This is a genomic window from Thainema salinarum CENA647 (assembly GCF_057732415.1).
Map to the genome: position 1 here is coordinate 5,478,881 of NZ_JBYJZJ010000022.1, position 21,937 is coordinate 5,500,817.

The 21,937-nt window shown below is 50.9% G+C and carries 20 protein-coding genes; 11 read left to right on the plus strand and 9 right to left on the minus strand.

What is annotated here, in order from left to right:
- Positions 1-144 precede the first annotated feature (144 nt).
- Positions 145-693: a GNAT family N-acetyltransferase gene (locus AC286M_RS30705; RefSeq protein WP_488208011.1), complete on the plus strand. Its 549-nt coding sequence runs from the start codon at positions 145-147 to the stop codon at positions 691-693.
- Positions 694-785: 92 nt separating this feature from the next.
- On the opposite strand, the gene AC286M_RS30710 is transcribed toward AC286M_RS30705, so the two are convergent.
- The gene (locus tag AC286M_RS30710; RefSeq protein WP_488208012.1) at positions 786-983 is read right to left on the minus strand and encodes a hypothetical protein; all 198 of its coding nucleotides are present in this window, start codon (positions 981-983) and stop codon (positions 786-788) included.
- Positions 984-2,154: 1,171 nt separating this feature from the next.
- The gene (gene cysC, locus AC286M_RS30715) at positions 2,155-2,748 is read right to left on the minus strand and encodes an adenylyl-sulfate kinase (protein ID WP_488208013.1); all 594 of its coding nucleotides are present in this window, start codon (positions 2,746-2,748) and stop codon (positions 2,155-2,157) included.
- A gap of 1,258 nt (positions 2,749-4,006) precedes the next feature.
- Here cysC and AC286M_RS30720 point away from each other — a divergent pair.
- Entirely contained in the window at positions 4,007-5,227 is a 1,221-nt protein-coding gene (locus AC286M_RS30720) for a homospermidine biosynthesis protein (protein WP_488208014.1), read from the plus strand.
- Between the two features lie 176 nt (positions 5,228-5,403).
- On the opposite strand, the gene AC286M_RS30725 is transcribed toward AC286M_RS30720, so the two are convergent.
- On the minus strand, positions 5,404-6,711 hold the full coding sequence (locus AC286M_RS30725; RefSeq protein ID WP_488208015.1) for a universal stress protein: 1,308 nt from the start codon (positions 6,709-6,711) through the stop codon (positions 5,404-5,406).
- 476 nt (positions 6,712-7,187) lie between these two features.
- On the opposite strand from AC286M_RS30725, the gene AC286M_RS30730 reads away from it, so the two are divergent.
- Together AC286M_RS30730 and AC286M_RS30735 are read left to right on the plus strand one after the other, a co-directional pair.
- A complete protein-coding gene (locus tag AC286M_RS30730; RefSeq protein ID WP_488208016.1) occupies positions 7,188-8,375 on the plus strand; it encodes a glycosyltransferase family 4 protein in 1,188 nt (395 codons plus the stop codon).
- 174 nt (positions 8,376-8,549) lie between these two features.
- Positions 8,550-11,093 carry a sigma 54-interacting transcriptional regulator gene (locus tag AC286M_RS30735; RefSeq protein ID WP_488208017.1) on the plus strand — a complete coding sequence of 848 codons (2,544 nt, stop codon included), beginning with the start codon at positions 8,550-8,552 and terminating at the stop codon, positions 11,091-11,093.
- Between the two features lie 267 nt (positions 11,094-11,360).
- Here the strand turns inward: AC286M_RS30735 and AC286M_RS30740 are convergent, their stop codons facing one another.
- Both AC286M_RS30740 and AC286M_RS30745 read right to left on the minus strand, forming a co-directional pair.
- Complete coding sequence (locus AC286M_RS30740; protein WP_488208018.1) at positions 11,361-11,753, minus strand: hypothetical protein; 393 nt, start codon at positions 11,751-11,753, stop codon at positions 11,361-11,363.
- A 356-nt stretch (positions 11,754-12,109) separates the two neighbouring features.
- A complete protein-coding gene (locus tag AC286M_RS30745) occupies positions 12,110-12,421 on the minus strand; it encodes a hypothetical protein (protein WP_488208019.1) in 312 nt (103 codons plus the stop codon).
- 141 nt (positions 12,422-12,562) lie between these two features.
- On the opposite strand from AC286M_RS30745, the gene AC286M_RS30750 reads away from it, so the two are divergent.
- The gene (locus AC286M_RS30750; RefSeq protein ID WP_488208020.1) at positions 12,563-14,584 is read left to right on the plus strand and encodes an ABC transporter ATP-binding protein; all 2,022 of its coding nucleotides are present in this window, start codon (positions 12,563-12,565) and stop codon (positions 14,582-14,584) included.
- Positions 14,585-14,754: 170 nt separating this feature from the next.
- Here AC286M_RS30750 and AC286M_RS30755 read toward each other — a convergent pair whose 3' ends face one another.
- Together AC286M_RS30755 and AC286M_RS30760 are read right to left on the minus strand one after the other, a co-directional pair.
- A complete protein-coding gene (locus AC286M_RS30755) occupies positions 14,755-15,213 on the minus strand; it encodes a metal-sensing transcriptional repressor (RefSeq protein WP_488208021.1) in 459 nt (152 codons plus the stop codon).
- Positions 15,214-15,260: 47 nt separating this feature from the next.
- On the minus strand, positions 15,261-15,743 hold the full coding sequence (locus AC286M_RS30760) for a thioredoxin domain-containing protein (protein ID WP_488208022.1): 483 nt from the start codon (positions 15,741-15,743) through the stop codon (positions 15,261-15,263).
- Positions 15,744-16,206: 463 nt separating this feature from the next.
- Between AC286M_RS30760 and AC286M_RS30765 the strand changes: the two genes are divergently transcribed.
- The 4 genes from AC286M_RS30765 to AC286M_RS30780 all read left to right on the plus strand — a co-directional run bounded on the left by AC286M_RS30765 (position 16,207) and on the right by AC286M_RS30780 (position 18,785).
- The gene (locus AC286M_RS30765; protein ID WP_488208023.1) at positions 16,207-17,373 is read left to right on the plus strand and encodes an HhoA/HhoB/HtrA family serine endopeptidase; all 1,167 of its coding nucleotides are present in this window, start codon (positions 16,207-16,209) and stop codon (positions 17,371-17,373) included.
- Between the two features lie 181 nt (positions 17,374-17,554).
- On the plus strand, positions 17,555-17,929 hold the full coding sequence (locus AC286M_RS30770) for a DUF433 domain-containing protein (protein ID WP_488208024.1): 375 nt from the start codon (positions 17,555-17,557) through the stop codon (positions 17,927-17,929).
- Positions 17,930-18,125: 196 nt separating this feature from the next.
- Complete coding sequence (locus AC286M_RS30775) at positions 18,126-18,320, plus strand: hypothetical protein (protein ID WP_488208025.1); 195 nt, start codon at positions 18,126-18,128, stop codon at positions 18,318-18,320.
- Between the two features lie 117 nt (positions 18,321-18,437).
- Entirely contained in the window at positions 18,438-18,785 is a 348-nt protein-coding gene (locus AC286M_RS30780; RefSeq protein ID WP_488208026.1) for a hypothetical protein, read from the plus strand.
- Here AC286M_RS30780 and AC286M_RS30785 read toward each other — a convergent pair.
- Positions 18,766-19,643 (minus strand): IS630 family transposase gene (locus AC286M_RS30785; RefSeq protein ID WP_488204631.1). Its coding sequence is split into 2 segments (ribosomal slippage): positions 18,766-19,311 and positions 19,314-19,643, totalling 876 coding nucleotides; the frame shifts between segments, so codons are not numbered across the junction. The genes AC286M_RS30780 and AC286M_RS30785 overlap by 20 nt on opposite strands.
- Before the next feature lie 74 nt (positions 19,644-19,717).
- On the opposite strand from AC286M_RS30785, the gene AC286M_RS30790 reads away from it, so the two are divergent.
- The gene (locus tag AC286M_RS30790; RefSeq protein ID WP_488208027.1) at positions 19,718-19,930 is read left to right on the plus strand and encodes a hypothetical protein; all 213 of its coding nucleotides are present in this window, start codon (positions 19,718-19,720) and stop codon (positions 19,928-19,930) included.
- 39 nt (positions 19,931-19,969) lie between these two features.
- On the opposite strand, the gene AC286M_RS30795 is transcribed toward AC286M_RS30790, so the two are convergent.
- On the minus strand, positions 19,970-20,479 hold the full coding sequence (locus AC286M_RS30795; RefSeq protein WP_488208028.1) for a hypothetical protein: 510 nt from the start codon (positions 20,477-20,479) through the stop codon (positions 19,970-19,972).
- Positions 20,480-20,576: 97 nt separating this feature from the next.
- On the opposite strand from AC286M_RS30795, the gene aroA reads away from it, so the two are divergent.
- Positions 20,577-21,926: a 3-phosphoshikimate 1-carboxyvinyltransferase gene (gene aroA, locus AC286M_RS30800; RefSeq protein WP_488208029.1), complete on the plus strand. Its 1,350-nt coding sequence runs from the start codon at positions 20,577-20,579 to the stop codon at positions 21,924-21,926.
- Positions 21,927-21,937: the final 11 nt, after the last annotated feature.

Below are 21,937 nucleotides of genomic sequence, written 5' to 3' on the forward strand. Positions count from 1 at the left end.
TTGACAGACCATTTAACGAGTTCACGGAACTTTTACCAGTGCTGTTCATAATGGAAGCTAGGAAAATGCGATCGCAGATTTGTAGTCAACGTCAGACAGGGGCGCACCGTTGCTACCTGTAACTACTAACTATTAGGAGGCTCAATGTTAATCACACAGCCATTTTTGGAAACTGAGCGCCTAATCATTCGCAGATGGCAGCCTGAGCAAGATGCTCATCAAGCATTTGCCATTTATAACGATGCAGAAGTGACACAGTGGCTCAGCAATCGCAGCGTAGCTGAAACAGTTGCCGATGTGAAAGAGCGGTTGCAGCGGTATGTGGAGCGATTTTATGAACGCGATCGCAATTTCGGCTGTTGGGCAGTGGTTGAAAAAACATCTCAAGACATCATTGGCAACCTACTCTTAATCCCATTGCCGGATGCGGAACACGAACCAACAGATGATTACGAAATCGGCTGGCACTTTCGCCGCCAAAGTTGGGGATATGGCTTTGCCACCGAATCGGCTCGCCGCCTGATGGATTACGGATTTCAGCAGTTACATTTACCCATGTTGTATGCCGTCACCAAGCCCAATAATCTCCGCTCAATCGGCGTTATGGAACGACTCGGCATGCAGCGAATGGGCCTAACACGACAGTACTACGGCGGTCACGAGCTGCTGCTGTATTGCACTGATATGAAATAGAAAGAGAAGGGCAGTGACTGCCCTTCTCCTTTTAGAGGCCGTATCTTGAGTGTTGTTTGATATCGGGTGTTTTTTATGTCATTCAGTGAAATCTAGCGCAGTGCAGTTGCATTGAAATCATTCCGAATTAAACGTTCTAAGCTTGCAACCTGTAGACCACGACTCCGGCGGTGACTGAGATCGCTGGGTAAATCCGGCATTTCCTGCCAGCAGTGGGAGCAAAACCAGTAAACATCAGCGCCACGTGCATGACGGAGGAGAGAGTTAGAGCAGCATGGACATGTTGTCATCTTTTATTATTTCAACCTGATACTGTTGCTTAGGTGAGTTTGGAGGTAGAGAAGTCTATCGTTCAATTGATTGTTCAGTTGACTGCTTATAGAGATTTAGAGAGAACAAATCAGACTTGAATTTCTAAAGCTTTCTTCGAAGACATTCGCGTTCTTTATATAAGGTCTCAAACTTACCCTTAAACTACAACCTGATAAATACCCGGATCAATAGGGAACTCCCCCCTTACTAAATGTAAAGCGCCTCTGTGATCATGCGGATAAACCCATTAAAAAATGTATATTGTAGCCATAAACACAATTTATTTTTAATAGTAGATTATAAGTTTTCATTCTATTCAGCCAGAAACAATAAGTACTTGTAACCCTTTAACAAAAAGAGTTTCAGCACAATCAGCGTCTCACGAATTTGTGACATTTGTTCAATCGGCTAGCTCGCATCAAGAAAATGAACCACAATTGCAATAAATATTTTTGTATCGCAGTTTACGTCTTTTGACAGATGTTTTTCTTATCTAGAAAAAGCTTTTACTAACTTTTTAGTAACTGTTGATTAGAGCTGTATTGATGGAGTTTACTTACTTATTTATTTACTTTTATGACTTTATTCGATTTAGCTTACTCATCTAGCCCAACTGCCCATCTAAGTAACCTTTGTAACCCAGCAAAAATCCTCTCTAGGAAGATGGGCGAATCTTTTCATCGCTCATCGCGAAACCTGAGTCTACGTTGGAGTTGACCTTCGATTCATACTCCACACGGCTGATGGGCTTTATTGCAGCAAACGAGATAGCTGATGTCTCAACTAACCCTTTAAGTGCAATATAAGTCCAGTGGGTAATACCGAATTTTGACCGTAATCATGTCTATCTGTGTTGTATCTAGAATTTAGTTAGATGCACAGCCCATATTCAACGAGGGTAGAAACCATATATGGCACAGCTTAAACGGTGGGAATCGCCCCGCCGCAAAGGACGGAACCGCAAAGGTCGAGGCGGTTCAGCGCGGCAGCGACAGTTAATCAAGCGACAAAAGCAGTTGCAGAAGAAGCTGAAGCAGCAAACTGACCGAGATTCATCAAACCAAGGCTCAACCCAAAATCCAAGCTCAAAGCGAAAGGCGAGAACTCGGTTCTCGCCTTTCGCTTTGAGCTTGGATTTTGAATCTGTAACTAGACTTTAGACATCGCTGGAAGATAGCCCATCTCTTCTAGTTTGGATAGTACCTTGCCCACGCTTTCTTCCAGGGTTTCTTCATGAGTTCTGCAGTTGACCTCTGGGTTGGTAGGTGGCTCGTAGGGATCATCGATACCTGTGAACTGCTTGATTTCTCCAGCCCGTGCCCGCTTATAGAGTCCCTTGACATCTCGCTCTTCACAAACTTCTAGAGGAGCACTAACGTAGACTTCCATGAAATCGCCGATTCGCGCTCGGACTTCTTCACGAATCGCACGATAGGGCGAAATCGCAGACACTAATACGATGACACCGTTGCGGGTGAGTAGATGCGAAACAAAGCCAATGCGGCGAATGTTTTCATCCCGGTCTTCTTTGCTGAACCCCAAACCTTTGGTGAGGTTGGTGCGAACGATGTCGCCGTCTAAAACCTCTAGTTTGCAATTGCGCGATCGCAACTCTTCAGCCAGTGCCTCGGTAATTGTGCTTTTGCCTGCGCCGCTAAGACCTGTGAACCAAATCGTTACGCCACGGTGTTCTTGACTCATAAATCGCGTCCTCTTGTGTAATGACGGGCCGAGAGCATTCAAATCACTCCTGAGCCACTTTACTTCCTTTTGTAAACCTACGTTAATGTTGCCCCACTGAAAAGATAAACATCAACAGAGGTTGGGCTGTGCTTCACTTAATCTTTGACTTTGAGCTACTTTAAGCTAGCTAAATTTACGTTGCCCTAAATTTGGGCAAATTTAACATGAGTCGCCTAATTGGCGTCATCTCATTGCACCAAATCCGAAAAGATGATGTTCCGCCACTATGCGCTCACAACATCACCTCTTCGAGTTCTTCGTTTACGTGATGCAAGATACTCGTGATGTCACGACCACGCCACAACTTGCACCTGCTTCAAGGATCTGCGGATAACTCTACATCTAGCGTGATCATCCTCACACCCGAATCCTGAAGTGAACTGTTAGAGTAAAAGAGAACATCAGTGAGATCTGGTGCTACAAGTCTAAGAGCATAAATGCCGCTAAAGCGTAGATTTCGATGGCAAAACTCATGCTCCTAGTACAAAAAATTACTATTAGCAATCTGCATAATTTATTGTCACTAACAGACTAAGATAAGATTGTCTCTTGCTTGAACCTATTTCAAGCTCACTTTGAGAAAGGTTGAAAGACATTGGAATTTCCTGCACTTGTTGGATACCCTTGGCGACCCTTGTGGTATCTGGATGTCAAATTGAAGCGCAAGCGGGAAAGCAATCCGGGTCTATCCTGGCTTGACCGATGCGAAGCTCCCAGTATGAGCTGATCAGTCCACGACGAATCATCCAGACTCGTTCAGTGGCGCTACACCTAGTAATCCCGTAGCGTCGAGTCAACTTTATTCACCACACGGATGACTTCAGGATTGATCAGTTTGCTTAGTTTTTAGTCTGACCTGAATCGGTAGGTAGTGCTTTTGGGTACTGCTGGGTAATTGACTGAAAAACTCTGCTTATTTTCTAAACCTAGATTGGCGCAGTTTGACTTGAAGGCTCCAGTTGCTCCCAAGCGCGTGAAGCACTCCTGAGAAGGACGTTTCATGAATGCTGAGCTGAGTTTTTATGAGTGAGTTTTCATTGACAGATTGGGTTGTTCCTGCGATTGGCACAAGCTCCACATGCTGGAGGTAGGCCAATTGGATGCTGTCTAGGTATGGGATGGGCTAATAGGGATGTTTGTGAATGTGCGATCGCACATTCGATCTAGCCCTGTGTTTTGAGTCATGACACTACCGCTTCTGCGGCATGCTGTTGCCGCCTGCACGCTATTTGTCATTCAGTTCGAAAGGATCGACCCGATGAAGAATTTATTCAGCAAAAAGATTGCACCCAACCCCATGCCCTCTGAGATCAGTGTGGTGGACTTGGTGAATCAGTATTTTACGGCATACAACTCGGCTCGGCTGCGGGAAGTGTGCCAACTGCTTAGCCAAGAGGTGTTCCAAGCGGGCGTGACCGTTGGCATGAGCCTCTCTGGCGCGATGACGCCCGCTGGTTTTGGCACATCTGCGATCGCGCCGCTGATGCGGCAGGGCTTTGTTGACTACATCATTAGCACCGGGGCCAATCTGTACCACGACATTCACTATGCGCTGGGACTAGACCTGTATGCCAGCCATCCCCTAGTAGACGACACGAAACTGCGAAAAGAAGGACGTGTGCGGATCTACGACATCGTCTTCGGCTATGACGTTCTGCTGGAGACCGATGCCTTTTTGCGTAAGATTCTCTGGGCCGAGCCGTTCCAGCGGCGCATGAGCACGGCGGAGTTTCATCACCTGCTGGGCAAGTGCATTTGGGACGTGGAGCAGCAGCTAGGGATTCAGCATTCCAGCCTCTTAGCAACGGCTTACGAGTGCGGCGTCCCCGTTTATACCTCATCCCCTGGCGATAGCTCCATCGGCATGAACGTAGCTGCGATCGCACTGGATGGTTCTAAGCTGGTGATTGATCCGTCTCTGGATGTCAATGAAACCGCTGCCATCGTATACGGCGCACGGGAGTCCGGCATTGAGGGTGTTACAGGTAAGAGCGCGGCTCTGATCCTCGGTGGCGGTAGTCCCAAGAACTTCCTGCTGCAAACGCAGCCCCAAATTCATGAGGTGCTGGGTTTGGAAGAGCGCGGCCACGATTACTTTGTGCAAATTACCGATGCTCGGCCCGATACGGGCGGTTTGTCCGGTGCAACCCCGAGTGAAGCGGTCAGTTGGGGCAAGGTTGATCCGAACGAATTGCCCAGTACGATTGTCTGCTACACCGACAGCACGATTGCGCTGCCGCTGTTAACGGCCTACACCATGAATCAAACTCCAGCTCGTCCGCTGAAGCGTCTGTACGATCGCCGAGGCGAGCTGGTGCAGCGGCTGATGAAGGATTACCAACAGCAGAAGCAACTGTCAGAATTAGCCGATTCATCCACTGAACCAGCTAAAGATTTAGTCGGTTCAGCCTCTGGATCAGCCAAGGGAGACGTGCCTCGCTATCCCTGTGGGACACCGATCTCTCCCCGCGATCGCTAATTCAAGGCTCTGTATGGGCGGGTTTTGTTCATCATTGTGGGCTTCGACCAACCATTTGACGGCTAAACCTGCCCCTACGCAACGTTTTGGTACGCCATTCATATTGAAATCCAGAAGGGGGGTTATGATGCCACATCGCGCCACAATCCCCCTTCTGAGTTTTGGTGTTACCTGAATCAATTGAACATTCGGCTCAGCAGTACAGGGCAGTTGGCGTGGTGAATTACATAGTCAGCCGTTGCCGTCAATCGCAGCAGCCGTCGTCGTCCAATTGGTGTAGACGGAGAGGATTTGCTACGTTTGGGGTTGGCATCGCTGCCAATGATGATCAGATTAGCTTGACGCTGTTCCGCCACTTGGCAAATGAGCGAACCGGGTTCTCCCGTTTGTACCAGCATTTCCAGTTCCACATCCAGATCCGATAGCGCTAATTCGGCCTGCTGCAAAATGGCTTCGCTTTGTTCACGCTGAGCAGCTTGTAGGGATTGAGTTAATTGCCAGCTTGGATTCGGGGTGGCAAAGGGGCCGAAGAGATAGTGAGATGTCAGCGGCGGTTGAACACACAGTACCGTCAACTGCTGAATGCCAATGGGGACAAGCTGACGGGTCAGCGCGATCGCACTTTGGGTAGATAGTTCTCCTGTAACCACTAGTAAGACATGCTGCCAGTTGGGTTGAGCGGGATGCTCCGGCTCCGCGCTGCGAGCAATCAGCACATGACTGTCTGCATAGCGAGCAATCTCTGCTGAAACGCTGCCGACTAGCATTTCGCGCGCGCCGCCTGTACCGTGACAGCCCAGCGCAATCAGGCCCGCTTGAGACTGACTGGCCTGTTTTAGAATCTCAGTGGCAGGTCGTCCTTGAGCAGCCACTAGGCTAGTGGAAACCTTATGGTTACTGCGCTCTAGTTCAGCCTGTAGAACCGCCAAAGCAGGCGGTAAGTCGGCAATCGCTGGCAGTGCTCCCGTGGGAGGAGTATCAGTGGCATCCACTCCAGAGGATGCTTCAGTTGGCGGTGCAGGCTCAGCAGATTCAGGAGCAGATGCGGAAGATATCGTCTCGTCAGATGAGGCTTGAGCGGGAGTACTGCTGGATGCTGCCGAGAAAGTTGTGGTCGGTTCCGGTTCACGTGAGGCGGCGGCGATTTGACTAGCGGGCTGTTCTTCTAAGTTATCAGGTATCGCTGACAATGACGTAGCTGACGAGGTCATGGCAGGCGGCTCAGGCGCTAGATCCTCTGAACTGCTCGGACTCCGCCCAGGGCGGCGAAAGCGACTGGGTTTCGGCTGCACATGGACGGCAATGAAAGCGGGTTTGGCCTCTGGTTCGTTATCTAGTTCGGCATCTGGCGTTTGGGTGGGCGATCGCAACGCTAAATGTTGCACAAGCGGCATGACCAGTTGTTGCGCTAATACGGCTGTGGGCGAACCGTCCGTCGCTAGCAGGATTGGCAAATGCAAAATAGGTGAAAAGGGTTGATTCATTGCGATCGCAGATAGCAGATGAGCAGATTAACGGGGCGTTTTGCCGAGTTCCAGTGTACAGCGATTTTCAATTGCCTCAAATTCAGCCACTTGAGCAGACTAAACTCTCTAGAACGAGGAAAAACGTTATCCCAAATCCACCAGTGAGAGTTAAGTTGAATCTTTGTGAGTGTTTGTGAATCGCGATCGGCATTTGCGCTTCACAAACATGACTACATCAAAATATTTTTGATCGGTGGATTGACAGCGCTATGCACATTGGTTCAGTACGGTGATGTGGGGCGTGTATGCCCCACATCACCGTTTTTGTACTTAATGCGGTTGCAAACCGCTATATATTTGAATCTATTTCGGCCATATTTGAGCCATATTTCGGTTTGGCGACAGATTTTGTCCCTCTCGTTCCACGTTAAGATGGCAAACTGCGCTTGGGCTACGTTGACCTCATCGCATCTCGGTGTACAAGGAGCAAATACATGCGGATTCTGGTGTTAGCTTGGGAGTTTCCCCCCCGGATTGTGGGCGGGATTTCTCGTCATGTCGCCGAACTGTATCCTGAACTGGTCAACTTGGGACATGAGGTGCATTTAATGACCGTTGAGTTTGGCACCGCTCCTCATTATGAAGTTGTGGACGGCATGCATGTGCACCGAGTGAACGTAGGGCCGAGCCACGATTTTTTCCACTGGGTCAACAACATGAACCAGAGCATGGGGCATCAGGGCGGCCAGCTTCTGCTCGATCAAGGCCCGTTTGATGTGATTCATGCCCATGATTGGCTAGTGGGTGATGCTGCGATCGCACTTAAAGAGCATTTTAAAGTACCGCTCATTTCCACGATTCACGCTACAGAATTTGGTCGCTACAATGGCCTGTTTGACCCGACGCATCACTACATTGCCAGTCGAGAAGGGATTTTAATTTACAACTCGTGGCGCGTGATTGTCTGCACTGACTACATGCGACGAGAAGTGGAACGTGCTTTAGCTTGCCCCTGGGATAAGGTAGACGTGATCTACAACGGCATCCGACCGGAGAAGAAACACACGCCACCGGACTTTGATCACGCCGCTTTTCGAAGTAAATTCGCTGGAGCCGACGAAAAAATTGTCTACTACGTGGGGCGGATGGCCTACGAGAAAGGTGTCCATGTCTTGGTGGAAGCGGCTCCGAAAATTGTGTGGGCAATGGGCGGTCAGGTCAAGTTCGTCATTATTGGCGGCGGTAATACCGATCATCTAAAGCGCATGGCCTGGGATATGGGCCTCTGGCACAAGTTTTATTTCACGGGCTTTATGCCGGATGATGTTTTGGACAAGTTTCAGGTCGTGGCCGACTGCGCGGTGTTTCCTAGTCTGTATGAACCCTTTGGCATTGTGGCCTTAGAGAGTTTTGCCGCCCGCGTGCCTGTCGTCGTCTCTGACACGGGCGGTTTACCGGAAGTGGTACAGCACGGCAAAACGGGTACGATTACTTACACGCATAATCCGGATTCGCTAGCCTGGGGCATTCTCAAGGTGCTGAAAGATCCGGACTATGCCCAACATCTCGTGGCAAATGCCTACGCTGATTTGGATCAGCGCTTTAGCTGGCCGAAAATCGCCAAACAGACAGAATCGGTTTACAAACGGGTGGTAAAAGAGCGATTGCGATCAGATTGGTAAATCATTCGACAGATAAACCCCACATTTCGATTTTCAACCCATACCCCGTAGGGGCGATGCATTTGGCCGATACGTTTATTTTTAGAAACGAAATGTTGCCCAAATGCATCGCCCCTACAGTTCTATCCTCTTTGCGTTTTAATGAGGGCAGATGCACACCGGGGGAGGTGAGCAATGGAACATGCAGAACAGGTGCAGTGGCTACGAGAAAGCACCCTTTTTCAGTCGCTATCAGACGAAGCATTAGGTGCGATCGCACATTCTTACATCGAAGAAACCATTCAGGAAAATCGGCGCTTAGTCTTGGAAGACACGCTGCCGGAAGCGCTGTATATCCTCAAAGCAGGCTATTTGGAGCAATATCGCACGACAAAAGATACTCCAGCGCAGGTGATTAACTTGCTGCCCGGATCGGTACTGTATCTCAAAGAACTGGTGCTGGATCAGGCGGCGGAGCAAACGACAGTGACGCTGACGGACTGCACGTTTTGGAAAATTCCGCGTGATGCCGTTAAAGAATTGGCGGAACAGTATCCTGCGATCGCACAAATTGTCACTCGTCAACTGGCCCAAAAATTAGATGAAGTCTCGGCGCAGCTTTCCTATGAGCAGGAGCGCCAAGCTGAGCTACGTCCATATCTGGTTCCCAAAGCGGATCGGGGCGTCGTAGGTTCTAGCCGCTACGCTAAACGGTTACGGCAGGAAATCAAGAAGGCTTCGGCTCAAGGGGAGGAACCGGGAAAGCACAACGTGCTGATTTTCGGTGAACCCGGTTTGAACAAAGATGTCCTAGCGGCGCTGATTCACTTTGGCTCGAAGCGGCGACGTGAACCGATGATCAAGCTCAACTGCGAAACGCTGCAGGCCAGTGGAGCTGAACTGTTTGGTCGCGCGGGCGGCAAACCGGGGCTGATTGAATGGCTGGGCAACGGGACGCTGCTGCTCAACAATATTCAGGAAGTGCCCAAGGAACTGCGTCCCAAACTGCTTCAGCTCTTGGAAACTGGCACCTATCAGCCTGTTGCCCGTTCCGACAGTCCACCGCCGTCAACCAAAACCTGTCAAGCCCGTATCCTGATGACGGCTGAGCGGATTCTACCGGACTTCGACTGCAAATCGCGGGTTGAGCAAACGATCAAAGTGCCGCCGCTGCGGGTACGCAAGGCCGACATTGCCATGCAGGCTCAGTATTACCTCAGTCTGTTCTGTCGCACCAAAAGCATTGCCAAACCCCGGATTACACCCGAAGCGATTCGTCGTCTGCAAAGCTATGATTTTCCCGGTAACTCTTCTGAACTCAGGAGCCTAATTGAGCGAGCCGTGATCCAGGCCGATGGCGCGACGGAGCTGACCGAAGAAGTCTTTTGGTCAACCAGTCCCAAAGGCCGCCGCTTTCGGTTTAATCTGCTCAATGGCTATCCTAAACTGCGCCAGTTTCTCCGCAGTCCCTGGTGGCCGGATCGGATCAATTACTGGTTTGTCACGGTAGCGTTCGCCCTAGTCGTCGCCATTCTGTTTCTGGGGCCGCAGACCCGCGAGACGAACATCGGCCTCAACCTGTTTTGGGCCTGGTGGTGGCCCGTGATGCTGCTGGTCTTTCCCTTTCTGGGTCGAATTTGGTGCTCAGTCTGTCCTTTCATGGTCTACGGCGAAATTGCCCAGAAGGTATCGCTCAAACTGTGGCCACGTCGGCTCAAACCCTGGCCCCGTCAGGATGCCGATCGCTGGGGCGCGTGGTTTCTGGTCAGTCTCTTCACGCTGATTTTCCTTTGGGAAGAACTGTGGAATCTGGAAAATACGGCTTACCTGTCGGCCTGCTTACTCTTACTGATCACAGCCGGAGCCATCATCTTTTCACTGCTGTTTGAACGGCGGTTTTGGTGTCGCTATCTCTGCCCTATTGGCGGCATGAATGGCCTCTACGCCAAGCTGTCGATGATCGAACTGCGGGCGCAACAGGGCATTTGCTCGGCTTCCTGCACAACTTATCAGTGCTACAAAGGTGGCCCCGAAAAAGGCGAGGGTCAGGCCACTGGCGGCTGTCCCATCTACTCCCATCCAGCGCAACTGGTGGAAAATAAGGACTGCGTTCTCTGTATGACTTGCCTGAAAGCCTGTCCCCATCGGTCAGTGGAACTGAACCTGCGACCACCAGGGATTGAGCTGTGGACAACCCACAAGCCCACCTATGCCGAAGTGGCGCTGCTGTTTTTACTCTTCGGCGGCATCTTACTACATCGCCTGCCCGAAATTGAGCAGCAGTTTGGCTGGAACCTGCATCTGCACAATTTCGCGGCTCACGCTGGGGTTTCCCTAGCCGTTTTGTTTGTCCCGGTCGCAATTGCCCTACTCGCCTACGGCCTCATGCGCGGTGTCCAATCCAGGCCCAAACCGTTTATTGAACTCGCCTACGGCTACTTGCCGCTGGTGCTCTGCGGTACGCTAGCTCATTACTTACGCTTAGGCTTATCCGAAGCTGGCCGGGTTGTTCCGGTCACTCTCGCAACGTTTGGGCTTAATGGAGCGGGAATGCCAATTGCGATCGCAGATCCGATCATTATTGCTTTTCTGCAAGGCGTGGTATTAATCGTCGGTGTTTGGCTCACGATCTTTCTCACCCAGAAGATTGCTCGGCAGTCGTTCTGGCTGATGCTACCTCAGCACATAGCTGCGATCGCGCTCGGCACAACTCTCTGGAAAATCATCGTCGGCTGGTAAACCCACATTTTGTACCAAAACCCGAAGAGAGCATTTTGCCGCCGCAATGCGGCGGCAAAATGCTCTCCTGGGTTCTTAAATTTGCAAAGTGCGCGATGTTAGTAAAACGAGCGTTATGAAGTGCTGAGTGCTGAGTAACTGCAATACGCCTTACTCCTCACGCTTCTCACCTCCCTTTCTAAGCCAACAAAAAAGGACTGGCAGCGCCAGCCCAGAAGTTAGGGGATTGAAAGGAGACTTGAGTTGTTTAGGAGCATCAAGCAGATATTAGATAATGCCAGTGCCTTTGCCGCGTTCATCATGGCCCATCGTCAATTCACCGTCTTTATCGGTGTCGTTGACTTCTTCCAGTTCTTGCGCTCGCCGAGCTTCGTCTTCCTGCTCTTCCTGGCGTAGATCACCGGGTTCATTGACATACATTTCCGGCTCAATCGCAAAGTTATCAATCAAGCCTTCTTTGTCCGTCGTGTAGCCATCGGTGGTATGAACGCTGTCATCATCGGCAGCGGGTTTATCGCCTTCGTTGGGAATATGTTTGTAATTTTGCCCTTCTCGCTCTCGTCGCGCAGCCGTTTCGGCTGGAGTAATATGGGGATCGTAATTTTCTTGTTGACGAGGCGTCGTACCTGCAGCTTTATCGGGTGTTTGGGCGTTAGACATGTATGAAACTCCTTTGGATGTTTCGTGAATTTGTTAAACAGTTGGTGGTGTCTCGGTAATGATTTTTGCTATGCAAGCTCAGCCTGTACAACGAAATCATTACCGATTAGAAACCACTAAAAAGGGAGAAATAAAAGCCATTGCAAAAAATCAGCATAAGCAGTTAGGAAAAATAACTGTATGTGAGACGCAACGTATTAAATGAGCTTTTGAAAACCAAAAGTTATTGCTTATTTCATCTTCAACAATAGGTTCTTCTACCCAAGCCATGAATCCGTGCAGCGGTAGATCCTGCCCTCTATCCTCGGATCAGATAAATTTAGATGTCTCTATGCCTAAAGACCAGTGCGATCGCACTATCCCATCATCCGATCTGATAGCGAAAACTCGAACACATTAAGGATTATAGGGATTAACTCAGTACAGGCTGTTGCGGACAGGTCAACCCTTACCGTTTGCTCTATATCCGTCCAATCTGTAGTCCCTCGGGCTGTTGAACTGCTCGTATCGGCAGCTCTCAGCAGTGGTGTCATGAGCCAATGTGCTTGAATAGGTTTATCGCCAAAGGTTGCTCCTTTACCGTAGAAAGACGGGCTGTGCTTATCGTCAATGTGTGCGATCGCAATCTTTTGGGCAAACTCCGGCCCATTTGGTAACAAATCATTCAACTTTCAGGGGTTGCTTCTTGGCACTCTAGCGAGTGTCACCAACCGCTTAAGAAATCGTCATCGCAAAAAAATTGTCCTTGCCAAAAATGCTAAAGTTGACGAAATTTCTGCCTTCCTATCTATTGCCAGTTTGAATACCACATGAATGACACTATCCTCGACGTTCGCCATCTCACGGTTGACTTCCAGACTGATGAACGCCTGGTTCGGGCGGTCGATGATGTTTCATTTCAGGTTAAACGGGGACAAACCGTTGGCATCGTGGGCGAATCCGGTTCAGGCAAATCGGTCACGTCGCTGGCGGTAATGGGGCTGGTGCCAAATCCACCGGGACGAGTAACGAGTGGCGAAATCTGGTTCAAAGGGCTGGAAGCCGAGGGCGATGCCATCGATCTGCTGAAGCTGCCGTCTGAAGATATGCAAAAGTTTCGCGGCGGTCAGATCTCCATGATTTTTCAGGAACCGATGAGTTCGCTGAATCCGGTCTATACCTGTGGTTATCAGCTCGCTGAGGCGATTCAACTGCATCAGGATGTAGGCAAATCGGAAGCTCGCCGCAAAGCGATCGCACTTTTACAAGAGGTGCAGTTAATCCAATCCGACGATGAGCTGTGGAAGCAGCACTTAATTGAGCGGAACTTAGTCAACATTGCCGATGTGGATGAAAGTTTCAGTGCTGAACCGACTGCGCCAGTGGATTCGTTCGAAACTTCCGTACAAGTTGTCGAATCCGATCGCTTACAAGTCGCAATTGATCGGTTGAGCGATCGCGATCGCACCGAAATCCAGCAAGAAATTAATCGCTACAAGCAATCGTTTCTGGATCGCTATCCCCATGAGCTATCGGGGGGACAAATTCAGCGGGTGATGATCGCCATGTCGATTTCCTGCAATCCCTCGCTGCTGATTGCCGATGAGCCAACCACGGCGCTGGATGTGACCGTGCAGGCCCGCATTTTGGATCTGATGCGAGAATTGCGCGATCGCAGAGGCATGTCCCTCATGTTCATCACTCACGACCTCAGTATTGTGGCCGAAATTGCTGACATGGTGGTGGTGATGTACCAGGGTAAAATCGTCGAGTACGGCACCGTTTGGGATATCTTCTCCAACCCTCAGCACCCCTATACCAAAGGGCTACTGGCCTGCCGCCCTCAGCCGGATAAGCGCTTGCGCTATCTGCCCACCATTGCCGACTTTATGGAAGAGGTGGAAACGCCCACGGGAGAAATCCAAATCCAAGAGCGCCAAATCTCGGTAGCCGAGGCGGAAAAACTCAACGATCCGATTTCCGAAGCCGAAACGCGCCAGCGTCTAGAAGAACTCAAAAAGCGCGAACCGCTGGTGCGAGTGGAAGATTTCAAAGTAGCCTTTCCCGTACGTGGCTTGTTTGGGCAGGCCAAGCGCCACATCATGGCCGTCGATGGCGTGTCGTTCCAGGTAAATCGCGGTGAGACGCTGGGACTGGTGGGCGAATCCGGCTGCGGCAAAACTACGCTGTCTCGCGCCTTACTAAAGCTGGTGCGACCGTCCGGTGGCCGAGTCTGGTTTGAAGGACGAGAAGTCACCAACGTCAGCGGACGGGCGCTGCGGCAACTGCGGCGCGATATGCAAATCATTTTCCAAGATCCATTTAGCTCTCTCGATCCGCGCATGACCGTTGGTGCAGCCATCATGGAGCCACTGCGGATTCACGGCGTCGGTAAAAGCAAGCGCAACCGTAAAGAACGCACTGCTTATCTACTAGAGCGGGTCGGGCTGAATCCAAACTGCATGAATCGCTATCCCCACGAGTTTTCCGGCGGTCAGCGGCAGCGAATTTGTGTGGCGCGAGCCTTGGCGCTCAATCCCAAATTTATTATCTGCGACGAATCCGTATCAGCTCTAGACGTATCGGTGCAGGCCCAGGTACTCAACTTGCTGAAAGAACTCCAGCAGGAGTTTGACCTCACCTATATCTTCATCTCTCACGATCTGAGCGTCGTCGAATTCATGAGCGATCGCATTATGGTGATGAACGATGGCAAGATTGAGGAAACTGGCCCCGCAGGCGAGATTTACTATCATCCCAGCCAGCCCTATACGCAACGGCTGATTGCCTCCATTCCAGTCGGCAGTTTAGAGCGCATCAAAGAACAGCAGATGGGCCGCATGGTGAGCTAATCGAAGTATGTGCTGCCGCGACGCGGCAGCACATACTTCGATTTTAGGTTTAAGTAGACTGGAGATACCGCAGGACGATAAGCCCTGCGACCTCCTTCACGATTGATGTCAGTCCGATTTTGACGCTTTTACCCGACTGCTCTACAGCTCAATTGGCTCTGGCAAGACAGCTAGCGAATAAAACGATCGAGCGCCGCTTTCAGTTCTTCGATTTCCGCTTCGATATTTCCTTCAGCGGCAGCGCGACCAATACACTCAGAGAGGTGCTCGTCGAGAATGATTCGCGCCACCCGATCGAGGGCACCGCGCACGGCGGCGATTTGCACCAAGATATCTGGACAGGGGCGGCTTTCTTGCACCATCGTTTTGATGCCGCGAATATGGCCTTCTACGCGCGATAGGCGATTGACGATTTGCCGCAGCGATTCCTCGCTGTGAACATGGGGATGGGTATGGGAGTGATGACCAGTCTCATCCTGCCCAGAGTCAGCATGGATGTGATCAGCAGAGACTGTGCGTTCTTGCCGATCTATAGATTTTATGGATTTTATGGATTTAGATTTAGCTGAGGATGCACCACTCCGAGTGGAGGCGATGCGCTCAGATTCGGACGATTTTGAGGTGGTCATAGAAGGCAGAAAGAGGGTAGGAAAGAATCGGCAGGCCAGATGGGGTGCTAGTTGCGCTGGATCTCGTAAGCGGTTTCAGGAATTTCGCCCGTAAAGCCAGAGAGTTCTGCCAGTTCTCCGAGCGACTTCACCCCTGGCGAGAGCTGACCGTTAACTTCCCAGGTGGGATAGCCCTGAATATTCTTGGCTTGACACAACTCGGGCTGAGCATTTTCGCCTTCTGGGTCGCACTCAACGTAGGGAATTGCATCAACGGCATTGCCAAACTGCGCCTTCTGAGTTTGGCAGTGGGGGCACCAAAATGCACCGTACATTTGGGCTCCGCTTTCGCTGAGATGGGTCGCCAACTGCATGGGGAATGAATCACCACCAGCTGTTGAGGAGCCGCTAGCGGAACAACTAGCGACTAACCCAATGGCAAAGCCAAGGCTCAAGCCCAAAAAGCGCCGCCGCGTTTGGCTTTGCCGTCTCGCAGAGAATCGCACATTCAATCCCAGTCGCGAGGGTTGATTGGGGGGTAGTGGGTTCATCTTCATCAGAACGTAGTTGGGCGTAATTGGGCGTAGTTGGACATCGACCAATGGCGGCAACAATGGCGGAAATCCGAATTGGACGGGTTGCCCATTGATTTGCTATCCAAGTCAATATGTTTATATCTTGCACCTTGTTATACCCAAGACTGCTACTTTACCGCCGCGTTGCAGCGGCAGAGCGACCCTCCTGGGTTTTAGGGCAAGATGTGAGTAGGAAGTGAATAAGTAAGCTACACATATGACCTAAGAAGCCGGGGGAGCGCCCCGGAGGAGAACTCCCCCGGTTTCTTAGATGCGTTTATTTATGCAACCTACTTAGGTTCACTTGCATTTCTTTCTTAGACTATCGTACTGAATAGTCTCGGGTTCTTACTGAATCGCAACTGAGATGACGAAGATGATAACGAAACAACGGGCTGGAACGCTGTACAGTATGGGACAACTACTAAAACTTGCAACTATGGCAACTCGGTTTCGTCGATGGGTCAGGATGAGCGTTTTGGTGCTGATGGTTGCGATCGCAACTCTATGCAGCCCTAGCACAGCACAAGCGCAGGTATTAGGCGCAGAAACAAACCCTGAGGCGGCACCGATTGTCCAAGATAGCTTTGTGGCTGCCGCCGTGCGTCGCGTTGGCCCCGCCGTTGTCCGCATCGATACAGAACGCACCATCACCCGTCAACCGAATCCGCTGTTTGACGATCCATTTTTTCGAGGCTTCTTTGGCGCGCCCGAAGGATTCAACGTTCCTCCTCAAGAGCGTACCCTGCAAGGCCAGGGTTCCGGTTTTATCGTGGATTTGAACGGTGATATCCTCACCAACGCCCACGTGGTGAATAATGCTGATAAGGTGACCGTCACACTCAAAGATGGCCGCACGTTCGAGGGCACCGTGGAAGGGGTAGATCAAGTCACTGATTTAGCTGTGATTCGCATCCAAGCCGATGATCCAGATTTACCGATTGCACCACTGGGTGATTCCGACACGATTGAAGTGGGTGACTGGGCGATCGCAGTTGGCAATCCTCTCGGTTTGGACAATACCGTTACTCTCGGCATCATCAGCACGCTCAAGCGCTCCAGTGCGACGGTTGGCATCCCCAATAAGCGCCTCGAATTTATTCAAACCGATGCGGCAATTAACCCTGGTAACTCTGGTGGCCCGCTTCTGAATGACCGAGGCGAGGTGATTGGCATCAACACCGCCATTCGCGCCGACGCGATGGGAATTGGCTTTGCGATTCCCATTAACAAGGCGAAGGAAATTTCGTCTCAACTGATTGAAGGCAAACAGGTTGACCATCCTTATCTCGGCGTCCAAATTGCCACGCTGACGCCCGATGCCGCTAAGCGCAATAATGACGATCCCAATGCGGCCATGATGCTGCCAGAAGTTGAAGGGGTTCTAGTCGTGCGCGTTTTCCCCAATACGCCTGCCGCCGAAGCCGGGATTCGTCGCGGCGATGTGCTGCAATCGATTGACGGGACACCCACTAAAAATGCTGAAGATCTGCAAAGTCTAATTGATCACAGCCGCGTGGGTCAGCGCCTCCGAGTCCAAGTGCGTCGCGGCCAGCAAACCTTACAAGTCTCGGTTCGCACTGCAGCGTTAGAAGCCGATAGTTGATGATTAGTCTCCAATCACCAAATCTGATTAGCGCATCGCCCCCCGTAGGTTGGCGTTGAGCCTGCGAAACCCAACAGTTCGTGGCTGTTGGGTTTTAGTTTATCAAAATCGCAAATGCGGTTTTTGAATATTAAAACTGCGAACTACACTAGGGCTAGTTCCTGAATGGGAAACTATAGGTATGACTTTAGAGGTTAATCAAAACCCAACAATTATTCGTACAGAGCGTGGTCTAACCGTCTCAGGAACACGTATCACTCTTTACGATGTGATGGAATATATCAAAGCGCAATATCCGCCAAAGTTTGTCCGTTCTTTGTTTGATTTAACAGAGGAGCAAATGAATACAGCTTTAGCGTATATCGAGAAGAATCAGGCTGAAGTTGAAGCAGAATATCAAGTTGTTTTGCAGCAGGCCAAGGAAACTCGGCAGTATTGGGAAGAACGCAATCGTGCTCATTTTGCTCGTATTGCAGCAATGCCTCCTAGCCCAGACAAGAACGTTCTCAGAGCCAAACTTGAGGCACAGAAGGCTCAACATGAACTAGAAGTATGATCTTCCTTGTTGATCACATTTAGGGGGACATGCAGAGATTTTACTTGGCAATATTGCTAGTCAAGGTTGGTTAGACTTACTTCCAATTCGCTTTTTGACTTTCAAGGAAATGAATCTGCCAATTGACAGCAGCGATCGCGCGGTTTGGAGAACTGCTCAGTCGAACCGAATGATTTTGCGGACAGCTAATCGCAGCATGAAAGGTGAAGAATCATTGGAACAGGTTCTGCGTGAGGAAAATACGTCAGAGTCTTGGCCGGTGATCACAATTGGCGATCCTGACCGTTTTCTGGACGCTCGCGTTTACCGTAACCATTGTGTTGACCGTATCCTAGAAATTTTGATTGATGCTGAAAATTTTATGGGAGCTGGTCGTCTTTTTGTTCCATAAGCGATCGCAGTTTAAAGTATTGACGGTAAACGAATCAAATTGCTTGTGTGGATCAAGGCGAAACAAGCTATAAGATGTCGCGTCAATAGGTTTATGTTTGAGTGATCGGAGGTGCAAGTGGTACGAGTAAACGCTACAGCCTTGGTACTGGGAACATTAGCGCTCTCTGCTTGCAGTTTATCGCCGCAAAATGAAGCGGATACTAGCCCTGTTGAAACGGTACTACCGAGTGCTGCGAATCCAACCGATACACAGGACAGCAATCAGGAGGACAGTGTATCGTTTTGGACGTTCAAAGACATTAATGGCACGACGACTGCGATCTATGGCTATGAGGCCAGTGATGCAGTCTTTTCGGTCAGTTGCGATGATTTGGCTGAAGAGTTGGTGTTTTATCGGGCGGCGAATGCACCGGAGAACAGCATTATAGCCGTAGCCATTCTCATTAGGACGCCGCTTGCTTGAGAACCGCTTCCATTGCCTGGCGTAAACTGGTTGAGGAGGGGAGACGCTTTCGAATGCGGCTTTTTAACCAAGCCCAACACTTCTCAATGCGATTGAGGTCAGGAGAATAAGGGGGAAGATAAACCAGGTGAGAGTTGGCGGCCTCAATCAGTTCGGCGATCCGTCCGCCTTTGTGAAAGGTGGCATTATCCACAATCACCCAGTCCCCTGGCTGCAAGGTCGGAATTAAGCAAGTTTCAAGCCAGGTCTCAAAGACCACTCGATTACAAGTTCCTTCAATGGTAAACGGAGCAATCAGCTCAGAGCCTCGATAGCCCGCGATCATATTGACTCGCCCGTGGCGTTGGCCAGATTTGAGGTCGTAAACTCGTTCACCGATAGGGGCATATCCATAGCCGTAGTCGTCGCGCTCATCCATGCCCGATTCATCGACATAGACTAAATGAGTCGCCTTTGGATCGCCGAGTTGAGCTTGAAACTCAGCCCGTTTCCCCTCGTCTCGTTGGCCGTAGCCATAGGTCTTTTTTTTCGCGTAAAGCCAATCTTTTGCAATGCCCGAGACATCGTTCGTTGGCTGATGGGGTCGGGCCACAAGGCGGCCATCTCCGCTTGCGTTTTGTCTTGATGCTGCTTGACAAAGCTGCGAAAGGCATCCCAGTCTTTGATTTTGGCTCTTGGATTGGCAGTTGTCCTGACGTTGGCTTTGAGATGCCCTAGTTCAGCCTTTTGCCGATACCAGCGGTTTATTGTATTGCGGCTGATGCCAAATCCTTCACTCACCTCACTTTTCTTGAGGCCGTTTAACTCAATCGCGTCGATCACTTTTTGCCGAAAATCTTCGCTGTAGGGTTGAGCCATCCAATTCCAAGCGCAAAATACTACCTCTTAACCCTAGCTTATGTCCTAACCTAAGTGGCTACAGCTATATCAATATGAATCTGTTGTTGCCGGAAGGGAACACACTGCTGCGAGCCACTGGTACCAGTTGGGAGCTGCCAGGCTACACAGGCCGCATGGTGAACACCGATCCGTGGTTAGAGCAGTTAGCTGAAGCGGATACGCTAACTGTTGATCTTCAGGGTGAAGATGCGCTGACAGTGGCCGTATCGCCTGAACTGAAGCGAGTGATTGCAAGCTGTAAGTAGAAGATCAACTACTGCTTTCATCAGTTACAGGTTAGTCTTCTAATGCTGAATTTCCAGGTTCAACACGTAGTGGCCCAGATGAAGCTGGTTAGCCCATAGCTCATACTCTAATCGCAGACGCTCTGGCAGCGGCTCACCGCTCACCGTCAGGCTACGGGTGTAGTTCCGCATACGAATCTGCTCAACGTCTTTTAGCTTGGGATGCTGGAGCCAGTAGCGGCTGAGGCCAAAAATTCCCGGCCCCCAAAGATGGCGATAGCTGAAGCGACCATTGCCCTGCATGGTCATGATGACTCGATAGGGCGAGATCTCAAACCACAGGAGCCGAGGCGTTTCAACCGTAGAAGTGAGGCCAAAAGGAGTGACTGCCGCATCGTTGAGGTGATCTTGACCGAGGCTGGCCTCTTTGATCACAGGTTCAGTTAGCAGTAGATGAAACCGCTGCTCGTCTTTTTGGTAGAGCGTGGCTGCCGTTTCAATCGTTGACCAGACGGGTAAATCAAACGACAGCAGAGACAAGCTGACGGGCCGATGGCGATGGGTTAGCATGGGCAAATTTTAGGAGTGTGAGGAGCAGAATTTGTCGCGAGAGGTGGCTCAAAAACGGGGTAGGATGGCTAGACGAATGCTTGCCTAATTTAGCCTAATGCGATCGCACAAGACTGTCACCCTCAATTCCGCTGAATCTCATCAATCTTTAGTAATTCATCCACCCACAACCGGATTGGCGCTACGGGGACGCATCCGGGTGCCGGGTGATAAGTCAATTTCCCATCGGGCACTGATGCTGGGCGCACTGGCCGAGGGCGAGACAATTATTCAAGGCTTGCTGCTAGGCGAAGATCCGCGCAGTACGGCTGAGTGCTTTCGAGCCATGGGAGCGCAGATTTCGCCGCTGAATGAAACCGAAGTGCGGGTGCAAGGGCTTGGTCTTGGCCAACTGCAAGAGCCGATAGACGTGCTGAATGCGGGCAATTCTGGCACCACGCTGCGGCTAATGCTGGGCATTTTGGCATCTCATCCCGATCGGTTCTTTACGGTGACGGGCGATGATTCGCTGCGATCGCGGCCTATGTCACGAGTCGTTAACCCGCTGCGGTTGATGGGAGCCAATATCTGGGGCCGCTGTGGCAGCACATTGGCACCGTTGGCGATTCAGGGTACGGCGCTGAAGCCGATTCACTACCAGTCGCCGATTGCGTCTGCCCAGGTGAAATCTTGTGTCTTACTGGCAGGACTGATGGCCGAGGGGGCAACGACGGTGACGGAGCCAGCGCGATCGCGGGATCACAGTGAGCGGATGCTGGCGGCGTTTGGGGCCAATATCCAGGTTGATGAGGAAACCTGTAGCTCGACAGTGATTGGGCCTGCCAAGTTAAACGGACAAACCGTTGTTGTTCCCGGTGACATCAGTTCTGCCGCATTCTGGCTGGTGGCGGCGGCAATTGTGCCGGATTCGGAGTTGGTGATTGAAAACGTTGGCGTTAATCCCACCCGCACAGGCATTCTAGAAGCCCTGGCGCAAATGGAAGCTGATATCACGCTGGAAAATCAGCGGGAAGTGGCGGGAGAACCCGTGGCCGATTTGCGGGTGCGCTACAGTCCACTGAAGCCGTGCCACATTGCTGGGGATCTGGTGCCGCGCCTGATTGATGAAATTCCAATTATTGCGGTGGCGGCGGCTTTTGCTGAAGGGACAACCGTGATTGAAGACGCAGCAGAACTGCGGGTGAAAGAGAGCGATCGCTTAGCGGTGATGGCAAAACAGCTCACGGCGATGGGTGCCAATGTGACGGAACGACACGACGGCCTAGAAATTACGGGCAAAACGTCGCTCAGCGGGGCCGCACTAGATAGCTACACCGATCACCGAATTGCGATGAGCCTTGCGATCGCAGCTCTAGTGGCCTCGGGTTCAACTACCATTGCCCGCGCTGAAGCCGCGTCCATTTCCTATCCGGATTTTGTGGCAACGCTGGAAAGTATCTGTCATTAATGCAGGTCACA

Excerpts from the sequence above, each read along its gene's own strand:
- AC286M_RS30755 (WP_488208021.1), bottom strand. The coding sequence starts at position 15,213 with ATGACCACCTCAAAATCGTCCGAATCTGAGCGCATCGCCTCCACTCGG.
- AC286M_RS30795 (WP_488208028.1), bottom strand. The coding sequence starts at position 20,479 with ATGCTAACCCATCGCCATCGGCCCGTCAGCTTGTCTCTGCTGTCGTTT.
- AC286M_RS30710 (WP_488208012.1), bottom strand. The coding sequence starts at position 983 with ATGACAACATGTCCATGCTGCTCTAACTCTCTCCTCCGTCATGCACGT.
- AC286M_RS30760 (WP_488208022.1), bottom strand. The coding sequence starts at position 15,743 with ATGAACCCACTACCCCCCAATCAACCCTCGCGACTGGGATTGAATGTG.
- AC286M_RS30705 (WP_488208011.1), top strand. The coding sequence starts at position 145 with ATGTTAATCACACAGCCATTTTTGGAAACTGAGCGCCTAATCATTCGC.
- AC286M_RS30725 (WP_488208015.1), bottom strand. The coding sequence starts at position 6,711 with ATGAATCAACCCTTTTCACCTATTTTGCATTTGCCAATCCTGCTAGCG.
- AC286M_RS30735 (WP_488208017.1), top strand. The coding sequence starts at position 8,550 with ATGGAACATGCAGAACAGGTGCAGTGGCTACGAGAAAGCACCCTTTTT.
- AC286M_RS30730 (WP_488208016.1), top strand. The coding sequence starts at position 7,188 with ATGCGGATTCTGGTGTTAGCTTGGGAGTTTCCCCCCCGGATTGTGGGC.
- AC286M_RS30750 (WP_488208020.1), top strand. The coding sequence starts at position 12,563 with ATGAATGACACTATCCTCGACGTTCGCCATCTCACGGTTGACTTCCAG.
- AC286M_RS30770 (WP_488208024.1), top strand. The coding sequence starts at position 17,555 with ATGACTTTAGAGGTTAATCAAAACCCAACAATTATTCGTACAGAGCGT.
- AC286M_RS30775 (WP_488208025.1), top strand. The coding sequence starts at position 18,126 with ATGAAAGGTGAAGAATCATTGGAACAGGTTCTGCGTGAGGAAAATACG.
- AC286M_RS30740 (WP_488208018.1), bottom strand. The coding sequence starts at position 11,753 with ATGTCTAACGCCCAAACACCCGATAAAGCTGCAGGTACGACGCCTCGT.
- aroA (WP_488208029.1), top strand. The coding sequence starts at position 20,577 with ATGCGATCGCACAAGACTGTCACCCTCAATTCCGCTGAATCTCATCAA.
- AC286M_RS30720 (WP_488208014.1), top strand. The coding sequence starts at position 4,007 with ATGAAGAATTTATTCAGCAAAAAGATTGCACCCAACCCCATGCCCTCT.
- AC286M_RS30790 (WP_488208027.1), top strand. The coding sequence starts at position 19,718 with ATGAATCTGTTGTTGCCGGAAGGGAACACACTGCTGCGAGCCACTGGT.
- AC286M_RS30765 (WP_488208023.1), top strand. The coding sequence starts at position 16,207 with ATGGCAACTCGGTTTCGTCGATGGGTCAGGATGAGCGTTTTGGTGCTG.